Source organism: Microbacterium maritypicum MF109 (genome assembly GCF_000455825.1).
Classification (GTDB): domain Bacteria; phylum Actinomycetota; class Actinomycetes; order Actinomycetales; family Microbacteriaceae; genus Microbacterium; species Microbacterium maritypicum_A.
The window spans coordinates 95,446-107,838 of record NZ_ATAO01000179.1; the positions used below are offsets into that span (position 1 = coordinate 95,446).

Annotated in this window: 11 protein-coding genes and 2 riboswitches; of the genes, 8 read left to right on the forward strand and 3 right to left on the reverse strand. The window is 67.1% G+C overall.

The annotated features are described in order from the left end of the window. The first annotated feature begins 76 nt into the window (after window positions 1-76). Window positions 77-171, forward strand: a riboswitch (glycine riboswitch). A 1-nt stretch (window position 172) separates the two neighbouring features. Further along, window positions 173-271, forward strand: a riboswitch (glycine riboswitch). A gap of 54 nt (window positions 272-325) precedes the next feature. The 8 genes from gcvT to L687_RS30530 all read left to right on the forward strand — a co-directional run bounded on the left by gcvT (window position 326) and on the right by L687_RS30530 (window position 10,786). Continuing rightward, window positions 326-1,450, forward strand: coding sequence for a glycine cleavage system aminomethyltransferase GcvT (gene gcvT / locus L687_RS30495; RefSeq protein WP_021199591.1), 1,125 nt, complete (start codon window positions 326-328; stop codon window positions 1,448-1,450). After that, window positions 1,447-1,824 carry a glycine cleavage system protein GcvH gene (gene gcvH / locus L687_RS30500; protein WP_021199592.1) on the forward strand — a complete coding sequence of 126 codons (378 nt, stop codon included), beginning with the start codon at window positions 1,447-1,449 and terminating at the stop codon, window positions 1,822-1,824. Before gcvT ends, gcvH begins: the two co-directional genes overlap by 4 nt. 61 nt (window positions 1,825-1,885) lie before the next feature. Beyond that, entirely contained in the window at window positions 1,886-4,738 is a 2,853-nt protein-coding gene (gene gcvP, locus L687_RS30505; protein ID WP_235045224.1) for an aminomethyl-transferring glycine dehydrogenase, read from the forward strand. Between the two features lie 219 nt (window positions 4,739-4,957). Next, window positions 4,958-6,601 (forward strand): peptide ABC transporter substrate-binding protein, encoded by a 1,644-nt coding sequence (locus L687_RS30510; RefSeq protein WP_031207229.1) that lies wholly within the window; start codon window positions 4,958-4,960, stop codon window positions 6,599-6,601. A 94-nt stretch (window positions 6,602-6,695) separates the two neighbouring features. Beyond that, a complete protein-coding gene (locus L687_RS30515) occupies window positions 6,696-7,625 on the forward strand; it encodes an ABC transporter permease (protein WP_021199595.1) in 930 nt (309 codons plus the stop codon). Beyond that, complete coding sequence (locus L687_RS30520; RefSeq protein ID WP_021199596.1) at window positions 7,615-8,556, forward strand: ABC transporter permease; 942 nt, start codon at window positions 7,615-7,617, stop codon at window positions 8,554-8,556. Before L687_RS30515 ends, L687_RS30520 begins: the two co-directional genes overlap by 11 nt. Further along, entirely contained in the window at window positions 8,553-10,217 is a 1,665-nt protein-coding gene (locus tag L687_RS30525; protein WP_021199597.1) for a dipeptide ABC transporter ATP-binding protein, read from the forward strand. Before L687_RS30520 ends, L687_RS30525 begins: the two co-directional genes overlap by 4 nt. A gap of 2 nt (window positions 10,218-10,219) precedes the next feature. Beyond that, window positions 10,220-10,786: a hypothetical protein gene (locus L687_RS30530; RefSeq protein ID WP_021199598.1), complete on the forward strand. Its 567-nt coding sequence runs from the start codon at window positions 10,220-10,222 to the stop codon at window positions 10,784-10,786. 100 nt (window positions 10,787-10,886) lie between these two features. Here the strand turns inward: L687_RS30530 and L687_RS30535 are convergent, their stop codons facing one another. The 3 genes from L687_RS30535 to L687_RS30545 all read right to left on the reverse strand — a co-directional run bounded on the left by L687_RS30535 (window position 10,887) and on the right by L687_RS30545 (window position 12,331). Further along, window positions 10,887-11,105 carry a DUF3693 domain-containing protein gene (locus L687_RS30535; RefSeq protein WP_021199599.1) on the reverse strand — a complete coding sequence of 73 codons (219 nt, stop codon included), beginning with the start codon at window positions 11,103-11,105 and terminating at the stop codon, window positions 10,887-10,889. 119 nt (window positions 11,106-11,224) lie between these two features. Next, window positions 11,225-11,437, reverse strand: a complete 213-nt coding sequence (locus tag L687_RS30540) for a hypothetical protein (RefSeq protein WP_021199600.1) — start codon at window positions 11,435-11,437, stop codon at window positions 11,225-11,227. Window positions 11,438-11,524: 87 nt separating this feature from the next. Next, entirely contained in the window at window positions 11,525-12,331 is an 807-nt protein-coding gene (locus L687_RS30545; protein ID WP_021199601.1) for a CPBP family intramembrane glutamic endopeptidase, read from the reverse strand. Window positions 12,332-12,393: the final 62 nt, after the last annotated feature.

Here is a 12,393-nt window from a genome sequence, read left to right on the forward strand (position 1 = left end):
TTCGAACGCGCTTCCGGAGAATCCGGCACCGAGGATCCGACCGGCTAGACTGGACCCACAATTGAAGACAGGCCGAATGAACCACGCGGGAGAGCCCCGGCGAACGCAGCCGGGCACCGAAGGAGCAAGCCTCCCCGCCAATCTCTCAGGTACGCGTACCGCGCGGTTCCGGCCACTCTGAAAAGCGATCCGGCGACTCTGCGGATCCGCCGACGGTGAAAGCCCCGCCTCCGTGCACGGGTGAAGCTCTCAGGCCCATGACAGAGGGGGAGTTCCGAGGAACGACGGTGCCGCCGTTCCGCCCGACACAGCCCGGGAGAACTCCATGTCCGACCCCCGCTACACCCCGCTGCGCGCACGCCATGAGGCGCTCGGCGCATCGTTCACCGACTTCGGCGGCTGGCAGATGCCGGTGCGGTACACCTCCGACCTCGCCGAACACCACGCCGTGCGCCAGAGCGCGGGCATCTTCGACATCTCGCACATGGCCGAGTTCACGGTCCAGGGCAGCGGGTCCGCCGATTTCCTCGACAACGCCCTGACCGGCCGCCTCTCGGCGCTGGCCGTCGGGAAGGCGAAGTACTCGCTCCTGCTCGCCGAGTCCGGAGGGATCATCGACGACGTGATCGTCTATCGCCTCGAGGGCGACGACTTCCTCATCATCTCCAACGCGGGTAACCGCGACGCCGTCTCCGCTGCTCTTCGCGATCGCACCGACGGCTTCGACGTCGTGGTGCAGGACGTCTCCGACGACTATGCACTCATCGCCGTGCAGGGACCGAACGCCGAGGCGATCCTCGCCGAGACGCCGGGCATCACAGACGTCAGCATTCCCTGGACCGAGCAGAAGTACTACGCCTGGGCGTCCGCGAACTTCGACGGCGTGCCCGTCCTCCTCGCGCGCACCGGTTACACCGGCGAGGACGGCTTCGAGCTTCTGGTCGCCGCCGACCTCGCCGCGTCGCTCTGGGATGCGCTCCTCGCCGCGGGCGCACCGCACGGCCTCGTCCCCGCCGGACTCGCCGCGCGCGACACCCTGCGGCTCGAGGCGGGTATGCCCCTGTACGGACACGAGCTGAGCCTCGACACCCGGCCGGCGCAGGCGGGCCTTGGCCGGGTCGTCGTGAGCGCGAAGGAGCAGTTCATCGGCAAGGCCGCTCTCTCCGCCGCTGCGGAGTCGGCCGAAGCACCGGAAGCGCCGGTCCTGGTCGGACTCGTCGCCGAGGGCAAGCGCGCCGGTCGCGCCGGCTACGCCGTGGTCGACGAACACGGGTCGGTGCTCGGTGAGATCACGAGCGGCGCGCTCAGCCCCACGCTCGGTCATCCGATCGCGATGGCCTACGTGACCCCGTCTTCCGCGGAAGAGGGAACCGCAGTATTCCTTGATGTGCGGGGAACCAGAATCCCCGCGACCGTGACCGCCCTGCCTTTCTACCGGAGGACCAAATGACCGATCTCGCCGCACTCCACTACACCGAAGAGCACGAGTGGATCGCCGCTGACGGCGACACCGTGACCATCGGGATCACCGACTACGCCGCCGAGAAGCTGGGCGACGTCGTGTTCGTCGAGCTCCCCGCCGTCGGCACCGAGGTCACCGCAGGAGCGGTCGTCGGCGAGATCGAATCGACGAAGTCGGTCGGCGAGCTCTATGCTCCCGTCTCGGGCACGGTCGTCGAGATCAACGACGCAGCGGTGGATGACCCGTCGCTCGTCAACGCGGCGCCGTTCGAGGGCGGATGGCTGCTCAAGGTCACCGTCGCCGCCGGTGCTCTCGACGGTCTGCTCGACCGCGACGCCTACGTCGCTCTCACGGAGGGCTGATTCTCCAGTGGTCACTTTCGCCGATCGTCACATCGGACCCACGGATGCCGCGCAGCGCACGATGCTCGCCGCCCTCGGTCTCGACACCACCGCAGCCGACTCTGCGCTGAGCCCGGTAGAGGCGCTCATGCGCCAGGCCGTGCCGGCGTCGATCTACACCGGCCCGTCTGCCGAGGCCACGGATGCGCCCTCGCTCATCCCGTCGGCGGCGAGCGAGACCGAGGCTCTCGCCGAGCTCCGGACGCTCGCGTCGCGCAACACCGTGAACCGCCCGATGATCGGCTTGGGATACTACGGCACCATCACGCCGCAGGTGATCCAGCGCAACGTGCTGGAGAACCCCTCCTGGTACACGGCGTACACGCCGTACCAGCCGGAGATCTCCCAGGGGCGTCTGGAGGCGCTCATCAACTTCCAGACGATGGTCGCCGAGCTCACCGGGCTGACCACGGCCAACGCGTCGATGCTCGACGAGTCGACCGCGGTCGTCGAGGCGATGCTGCTCGCCCGTCGTGCCTCGAAGTCGGCGTCGACCGTGTTCGCGGTCGACGCCGATGCCCTCCCGCAGACCAGGGCGATGCTCGACACGCGTGCGGAGGCGCTGGGTATCGAGATCGTCACGGTCGATTTCGCCGCTGGCGAGGAGCTGCCCGCCGACCTGTTCGGCGTGTTCGTCCAGTACCCCGGGGCATCCGGACGGGTCTGGGACCCGTCCGCCGTCTTCGACGCCGCGCACCTCTCCGGTGCTCTCGCCGTCGCGGCGGCGGATCTGCTCGCACTCACCCTGATCGCCTCGCCCGGATCCCTCGGCGCCGACGTGGCGGTCGGCACGACCCAGCGCTTCGGCGTGCCGATGGGCTTCGGCGGGCCGCACGCCGGCTACATGGCGGTCCGCTCCGGCCTCGAGCGTCAGCTGCCCGGTCGACTCGTGGGAGTGTCGGTGGATGCCGACGGCAAGCCCGCGTACCGGCTCTCGCTGCAGACGCGCGAGCAGCACATCCGTCGCGAGAAGGCGACGTCGAACATCTGCACCGCCCAGGTGCTGCTGGCCGTCATGGCATCGATGTACGCGGTGTACCACGGCCCCGACGGGTTGCGCGAGATCGCGACCCAGACGACGGCGAAGGCCGCCCTGTTGCGTGACTGGCTGGTCGATTCCGGTGCCGAGGTCGTGCACGCGGAGTTCTTCGACACCGTGCAGGTGCGCGTTCCCGGTCGGGCGGCCGAGTACGCCGCGCAGGCGCACGACGGCTACGGCATCCTGCTGCACGTCGCCGACGCCGACACGGTCGGCATCGCGGTCGACGAGACCACGACTCTCGGCGAGCTGCACCAGGTCGCCATGGTCTTCGGCGGCAAGAACGAGCGGGCGTTCGGTCTCTTCGGCAACGACAAGCTGCGGGCGCTCCCGAACGACTTGCGGCGTCAGGACGAGTACCTCACGCACCCGGTCTTCCACTCGCATCGCTCGGAGACCGCCATGATGCGGTATCTGAAGAGCCTCTCCGACCGCGACTACGCGCTCGATCGCGGCATGATCCCCCTGGGATCGTGCACCATGAAGCTCAACGCCGCGACCGAGATGGCCGCCATCACGTGGCCCGAGTTCGCGGGCATCCACCCGTTCGCTCCGGCCGCCGATGTGCAGGGCTACCTCGAGCTCATCGGTCAGCTCGAGGGCTGGCTCGCCGAGGTCACCGGCTACGACGCGGTCTCGTTGCAGCCGAACGCCGGTTCGCAGGGCGAGCTGGCGGGTCTCCTCGCCATCCGCGGGTACCACCACGCGAACGGCGACACGCATCGCACGGTCTGCCTCATCCCGTCGTCGGCACACGGCACGAACGCGGCTTCGGCCGTGCTCGCCGGCATGAAGGTCGTCGTCGTCGCGACGGACGAACTCGGCAACGTCGATCTCGACGACCTGCGCGCGAAGATCGCCCAGCACGCCGACGAGTTGTCGGCCCTGATGATCACCTACCCCTCCACGCATGGTGTGTACGAGGAGCAGGTCGTGGAGATCACGGCCGCCGTGCATGACGCCGGTGGGCAGGTGTACGTCGACGGCGCCAACCTCAACGCCCTGCTCGGCTATGCGCGCTTCGGTGACCTGGGCGGCGACGTCTCGCATCTCAACCTGCACAAGACGTTCGCGATCCCGCACGGTGGCGGCGGCCCCGGCATCGGTCCGGTCGCGGCGAAGTCGCACCTCGCGCCGTTCCTTCCCTCGCACCCGCTCGCACAGAGCGCCGAGCACTTCGGCGGCTACACGTTCGAGGGCGGGGTGATCTCCGCGGCTCCCTACGGCTCCGCGGGCATCCTGCCGATCTCGTGGGCGTACGTGCGCATGATGGGCGCCGACGGACTGCGTCGCGCCACCGCCGCTGCCGTCCTCTCGGCGAACTACATCGCGGAGCGTCTCGGCAGCCACTTCCCGGTGTTGTACACCGGTGAGAACGGCCGCGTCGCTCATGAGTGCATCCTCGACCTGCGTCCGCTCAAGGAGGCGACCGGCATCACGGTCGACGACGTGGCCAAGCGCCTCATCGATTACGGCTTCCACGCGCCGACCATGTCGTTCCCCGTCGCGGGCACCCTCATGGTCGAGCCGACCGAGTCGGAGGACCTCGACGAGATCGAGCGCTTCATCGAGGCCATGGTCATGATCAAGGCCGAGGCGGAGGCCGTGGCCGCCGGACGCTGGCCTGCGGACGACAATCCCCTGGTGCACGCGCCGCACACCGCGGTGTCGCTCATCGCGGGGGAGTGGAACCACGCTTACTCGCGCGAGGACGCCGCCTATCCCGTTCACGCGCTCGTCGCCGGCAAGTACTGGCCGCCGGTGCGCCGCATCGACCAGGCGTACGGCGACCGCAACCTCGTGTGCGCCTGCCCGCCTGTGGAGGCCTTCGCCTGAGCCTCGTGCTCGTCTGAGCAGACGGTGTCGCGCTTCCGTGCGGAAGCGCGACACCGTCTTGTGTGTCGCGGTGTTTCTCCGGTGTTACAGATGGTCACCACTCAGTAACAGTTCGTTAGCTGAAGGCGGCTGTGAGCGAAGCGGCGGGTTACGCTCAGGTATCCCTGCGTGTTCGATGGTGAGCGCGCAGACTCAGCACTGTCCACAGGAGGACGAAAAGTGAAAAGAAACAGGATTGCCCTCGCGGGCAGCGCTCTGCTCGTGATCGGCGCCTTGGCGCTGGCCGGTTGTGCAGGCGGGAACGACTCGGGCGACGAGGGCTCCAAGGGCTCGACGTCGGCCATCATCTCGGCGAACGGCAATGAGCCGGAGAACCCGCTGATCCCGACCAACACCAACGAGGTCGGTGGTGGCAAGATCCTCGACTCGATCTTCGCCGGCCTCGCCTTCTACGACGGCGACGGCGCCCTCGTCAACGACATGGCCGAGTCGATCACCGTCGACGCCCCGAACAAGGTCACCGTGAAGCTGAAGGAGGGCCACAAGTTCACCAACGGTGAAGACGTCGTCGCTCACAACTTCATCGACGCGTGGAACTACGGCGCACAGCTCTCCAACGCTCAGCTGAACCAGTCCTGGTTCGCCGACATCGTCGGCTTCAACCCCGACGCGGACTCCGAGCTCACCGGCCTCACCGAGGTCGACGACCAGACCTTCACGATCGACCTGAGCAGCGATGTCGCATCCGACTTCGTGACCCGCCTGGGCTACTCGGCGTTCTACCCGCTCCCCGACGCGGCTTTCGAGGACATGGACGCCTTCGGTGAGAACCCGATCGGCAACGGTCCGTACATGCTCGCCAAGGACGGTGCCTGGCAGCACGACGTCCAGATCGACCTGGTCAAGAACGACGACTACAAGGGTGAGCGCGTCGCGCAGAACGGCGGCCTCACGCTGAAGTTCTACACGGCTCCCGAGGGCGCATACGCCGACCTTCTCGGCGGCAACATCGACGTCATCGACCAGATCCCCGAGGCTTCCCTCGCGGTGTTCGAGGACGAGCTCGGCGAGCGGGCGACCAACCAGCCCGCAGCCATCTTCCAGTCGTTCACCATCGGTGGCCAGCTCGCCCACTTCTCGGGCGAAGAGGGCACGCTCCGTCGTCAGGCGATCTCGCTGGCGATCAACCGTGAGGAGATCACGAGCAAGATCTTCGCCGACACGCGTACCCCCGCGAGCGACTTCACCACGCCGGTCATCGACGGCTGGAGCGACAGCGTTCCCGGCTCCGACGTGCTGAAGTACGACCCGGAGAAGGCCAAGGAGCTGTGGGCGAAGGCTGACGCCATCGCGCCGTGGTCCGGCACGTTCCAGATCGCGTACAACTCCGACGGTGGACACCAGGTGTGGGTCGACGCGGTTTCGAACTCGCTGAAGAACACTCTCGGCATCGAGGCGTCGGGTGCACCGTACGTCGACCTCGCGACGCTCCGTGCTGCAGTCAACGCTCGTGACGACGCCGGCAAGCGCACGATCCAGACGGCGAACCGTTCCGGATGGCAGGGCGACTACCCCGCCGTCTACAACTTCCTGCAGCCGCTGTACGGCACGGGCGCATCGTCCAACGACGGTGACTACTCGAACCCGGAGGTCGATGCACTGCTCGCAGAGGGTGCAGCGGCGACGAGCGCTGACGACGCCAACGCGGCGTACGAGAAGGTCCAGGAGATCCTGTTCAACGACCTTCCCGTCATCCCGCTCTGGTACCAGAACTCCATCGGCGGTTTCGGCGACAACGTCGACAACGTCACCGTCGGCTGGAACTCTGTTCCGCTCTACTACGAGATCACCAAGGCCGAGTAGGTCCTTGGAGTGAACGGCAGCGAGGCGGTGGCGGCGACGTCACCGCCTCGCGTCGTGCACTCCGGCTGACTCCGACTCCACGAAAGGAGCAAGGATGCTCGCCTATACCCTGCGGCGACTTCTCCAGCTGATCCCGGTCTTCTTCGGTGCGACGCTTCTCATCTACGCGCTCGTCTTCCTGATGCCGGGTGACCCGATCGCGGCGCTCTTCGGTGACAAACCGCCGAGCCCGCAGCTGCTCGCCACGATCCGAGCGCAGTACCACCTGGACGACCCGTTCCTCGTCCAGTACTTCTACTACATCACCGGCGTCTTCAAGGGCGACATGGGAACGACGTTCTCCGGTGAGTCCGTGAGCACCGTCCTCGCGCGCACGCTTCCCATCACCGGACGCCTGGCCATCATGGCGATCGCGATCGAGTTCACGCTCGCCATCATCATCGGAACGCTCTCGGCGCTCCGCAAGGGCAAGTTCTTCGACCATGTGTCGCTGATCATCTCGCTCGTGTTCCTCTCGATGCCGATCTTCGTCGTCGCCTTCCTCGCGCAGTACTTCCTCGCGATCAAGCTGGGCTGGTTCCGTCCGACGGTGGGCGGTCAGAACGATTGGGGCGACCTGTGGCTGCCCGCCATCGTGCTGGGTCTGAGCCTGTATGCGACGAGCATGCGGCTGATGCGTGGATCTGTCCTCGACACCCTCAACCAGGACTGGGTCCGCACCGCCTATGGCAAGGGGCTGTCACGCAACCGCGTGATCCCCGTGCACGTGCTGCGCAACTCCCTGATCCCGGTGATCACCAACTCGGCGACGAACTTCGGTGTGCTCCTCGTCGGAGCGACCGTGACGGAGTACATCTTCAACATTCCCGGCGTGGGACAGACCCTGTTCCAGGCGACGTTGAGGCACGAAGGACCGACCATCGTGTCGTTCGTGACGGTGTTCGTCATCATCTACGTTCTCGTCAACCTGCTCGTGGACCTGCTCTACGGGCTGCTCGACCCGAGGATCCGCTATGTCAAGTGACCGTCCCACCCACTACGTCGCACCGGTGGTGGCCGAACAGCCGCCGACGGATGCCATCAACGTCAAAGGCAAGCCCGCGAGCCTCTGGCGGGACGCCTGGACGGATCTGCGTCGCAGGCCGTCATTCTGGATCTCCCTCGGAATCGTCGCGCTCATCCTGCTGATGGCTCTGTGGCCGACGCTCTTCACGCAGACGCCGCCGAACAACCAGTGCGAGCTCGCGAACTCCAATGCCGGACCGGCTGCGGGCCACCCTCTCGGGTACACGTTCCAGGGCTGCGACATCTGGTCGCGCATCGTGTGGGGCTCGCGCACGTCGATCAGTGTCGGTCTTCTGGCGACCATCATCAGCTCGACTCTCGGACTGATCATGGGTGCGCTCGCCGGCTACTACGGTGGATGGCTCGACGCGGTGCTCTCCCGCGTCGGCGACATCTTCTTCTCGATCCCCTACATCCTCGCGGCGGTTGTCGTGATGACGGTGTTCGCGCAGTACCGCAACGTCTTCACCCTCGCTCTCGCGATCGGTGGATTCGCGTGGGCTGCGACCGCGCGCGTCGTCAGAGCGGAAGTGCTCAGAGTGAAACAGGCGGACTTCGTGATGGCATCGGCCGCGCTCGGCAAGGGGCGCTTCGGCACCCTGATGTCGCATGTGATCCCGAACGCCTTCGCGCCGCTGCTCGTCCTGGCGACGCTGGCTCTGGCCGGTGGAATCGTCGCCGAAGCGACACTGAGCTTCCTCGGTGTCGGGCTCGGCAGCGACGTCATGTCCTGGGGCAACGACATCAGCCAGGCGCAGCGCTCCCTGCGCGTCGCGCCGATGGCCCTGATCTATCCGTCGATCGCGCTCACCATCACGGTGCTCGCGTTCATCCTCCTGGGCGAGCTCATCCGAGACGCCCTCGACCCGAGGGCGAGGGCACGCCGATGAACGAATCGACAGCTCCGCTGCTGAGCGTTCGCGATCTCACGGTCGCGTTCGACACGCAGAACGGCACACGACAGGTCCTGCACGGCATCAGCTTCGATGTCATGGCGGGAGAGACGGTCGCGATCGTCGGCGAGTCCGGTTCGGGCAAGTCGACGGCCGCGACATCGATCATCAAGCTCCTCGCGGGCACGGGGCGGATCACCTCCGGCAGCATCACGCTGGAGGGGCAGGAGCTCACCACCCTCTCCGAGCGGGAGATGGAGCGGGTTCGCGGCAAGGCGATCGGCTACGTGCCGCAGGACCCGATGTCGAACCTCAACCCCGTCTGGAGCATCGGCTTCCAGGTGGAGGAGGCGGTTCGTGCGAACGGCCTCGCTCAGGGCCGTGCTGCGGTGCGCGCCCGCGCGATCGAGGTGCTCCAGCAGGCGGGGCTCGCCGACGCGGCCAAGCGGCTGCGTCAGTTCCCCCACCAGTTCTCCGGCGGAATGCGCCAGCGTGCGCTCATCGGAATCGGACTGGCTGCGGACCCGCGGCTCCTGATCGCGGACGAGCCCACGTCGGCGCTCGATGTCACCGTGCAGCGCGTGATCCTCGACCACATGGCGAGCCTGACGCGCGACCGCGGCACCTCGATGCTGCTGATCACCCACGACCTCGGTCTCGCAGCCGAGCGCGCGGAGCGGCTGATCGTGATGCAGAACGGCTCGATCGTGGAGTCGGGTCCGAGCAAGGAGATCCTGCAGAACCCGCAGCATCCGTACACGAAGCGCCTGGTCGCCGCAGCGCCGAGCGTGGCATCGCAGCGCATCCAGGCCGTGGTCGAGGACCGCGGCGTGGAAACGCTCGACGACCTCGCCGATATCCCGCCGACCGTTCGCGTCGCTGCTCTCACGAAGGACTACCGCATCCGCCAGGGTGGTTTCCGCAGTGAGATGTTCCGTGCTGTGGACGACGTGTCGTTCGAGATCCCGCGGGGAAAGACGCTGGCGCTGGTCGGCGAGTCGGGCTCGGGCAAGTCGACCGTCGCGAAGATGGTCCTCAAGCTCGAGGAACCCACCTCGGGAACCATCGAGATCGACGGCATGGACGTGTCCGGATTCTCCCGGGCGCAGTCGTTCGGTCTTCGTCGTCGCATGCAGCCGGTGTTCCAGGATCCGTATGGGTCTCTGGATCCGCTGCGCAACCTCGAGAACACGATCGCGGAGCCGCTCGAGATCCACGGTGTCGGCGATCGTGCGTCGAGGCGCGAGCGCGTGCGCGAGCTGCTCGATCAGGTGTCGTTGCCGCAGGATCTGGCGACGCGCTATCCCAGTGAGCTGTCGGGCGGACAGCGTCAGCGCGTCGCGATCGCGCGCGCGCTGGCACTCAAGCCGGACATCGTGGTGCTGGACGAGGCCGTCTCGGCTCTGGACGTGCTCGTCCAGGCCCAGATCCTCAAGCTGCTGGCCGATCTGCAGACCGAGCTCGGGCTCACCTACCTGTTCATCACGCACGACCTCGCGGTCGTGCGTGTCTCGAGCGACCTGGTCTGCGTCATGGAGCGCGGCCGGATCGTCGAGCAGGGCACGGTCGATGAGACCTTCGCGAACCCGAAGCAGGAGTACACGAGCCGCCTGCTCGAGGCCATCCCCGGTGCGTCGATCCCTCTGGGCGGCCTCTGATCGTGGCGAGGCTGAACTCTCCCGAGGACGAGCGGACTTTCCGCTCGTCCTCGGGCACGGTCGTCATGGTCGTGAGCCTCGCGCTCGCGGTCTTCCTCCTCGGGGACGCCGTCGTGCGGGGCGGATGGACGCAGACACTGCTGCTGGCTCCCTGGGTGCTTCTCGGCCTGTGGATCGTCTACGAGATCAGCTACGTGTCGATGGTCCGCATCCGCGATGACGGGGCGCAGGTGCAGAACATGCTGCGACGGACGGATTTCGGCTGGCACCGGGTTCGAGACATCGATCTCGAGTGGCAGTTGAAGTTCTCCTTCGACGACGACACGGAGCTCACCTGCTGGGGCGGACCGGCGCATGCCCGGCCGAGACGCAGCAAGATGCGCGACGAGGAGACCAGCGTCTCGACCTCGCTGCGCAGCTTCACCGACATCCGAGACCGCTGGCAGGCGGCGGCGGGGCATGGTGCGAGCGCGCCGATCCGCCGTTCCTGGGACACCAGCGCGCTGCTCGCGCTCGGCGTGATCGTCCTTTGGGCGGTTGTCGCCGTACTGATCGTCGCCGCGGGCTGAACGAGTTCTGCCCCTCGACACATGCGCCCCCTGCCCTCTCCGTGAGGGCAGGGGGCGCATCTTCATGTGCGTCGAGCCCCTTCCAGAGGTCGAGCCCTTTTCAGGAGTAGGAGAACCAGTAGCCCGGCTGACCGGCGCGATGCACGCACGATCCGACGCTGTAGCCCTCTTGCATGAAGACCCGTCGTTCGGCCTGGCAGTAGGACAGGTCCGTGAACGGGCCGAACCACGTGGCGGCCTGCGCGCCGGCAGCCCCACCGAACACCATGCCTGCGACCAGGACGATACCTGCGGCTGTTGCGGACAATTTCTTCTTCATCGAATCCCCCCGGATTGTCGTGCCCACGTCGTCGTGGGTGCCCCGAGCCTAGGGTGGGCGTCACAGCCTGTCAACGCACGGAGGACGGGCTGTGCGCCCGCCCTCCCGTGCGATGGCGCTCAGTAGGACTGGAAATACCAGCCGCCGGTTCCCGGGATGCAGGGCGCTGCCTTCCCGCCACCTCGGACGTAGTCGGTGCGATCGGCGTTGCACTGCGCTGCCGACGAGTACGGCCCGAAAACGCTGGCCGACGCGGGCGCCACGCTCAGCAACGTGAGCCCTGCCGCTATCGCGATCGCGGCCCCCGCCTTGGTCATCCGATTCATCTTCATAGGACATCCCTCCGTGTTCCGTCACTGGAAGCACCCAGGCTAGGACATACCCGCCGAGGGGAGGAGAACGTGCCCGGGGTCCAACACTCAGCCGGGCAACCCGAACAGCTCGGGCCAGGTGGCCGCCGCCCACGGATACCCGACGAACGCGGCGGCGTCGATCACGAAGTGCGCCACGAGGAACGGCATCAGTCGGCCCGTGCGCTGGTACAGCCAGCCGAAGAGCAGCCCCATCACCAGATTCCCGATGAAGGCGGGGTATCCCTGGTAGAGGTGATAGCTCGCGCGGAGGATCGACGTGGAGATGATGATCGCCCACGGACTCCACCCGAGCTGCCGGAGCCGGGTGAAGAGATAGCCGAGCACGACGAACTCCTCCTGCAGGGAGGCTCGGGCGGCGGCCAGCAGCAAGACGGGAACGGTCCACCAGAAAGCGCCCACCCCTGCGGGGTCGATCGCGACCGTGAGCCCGAGGGCGCGGCCGGCGAGGTAGAGGCCGAGTCCGGGGATTCCGATGGCCAGGACGAGGAGCACCCCACGTCCGACATCCTTCGCGATCCCCGTGCCGTCCAGCCCCAGCCGCGCCAGGTGCGGGCGACGCGAATGCCACAGCAGGAAGCACACCAGCAGGACGGGGACGAGGGAGAAGCCGATGGCGAGCACCTGGTAGATGAGGTCGAAGATCTCCCGGTCGCTTCGCGAGGGGTTGAGCGCGGCCACCTGGTCGGCGATGGGGGTCTCGTCGGTGAGCCGGTAGGCGAGCTGCACGATCGCGTATACCGCCGACTGGCCGAGGCCCAGCGCGAGGACGATGGCGATCTCCCACCACAGTCGTGCGCGGGAGGGAGCGGGGGAGAGGTCGGGGAGGTCCCACGGAGCCTGCGGTCGGGTCACGATCTCGATGCTACGACCTGCTTTTCAGGAACAAGCCCTGAGCTTGCGTTATCCTGGAACGT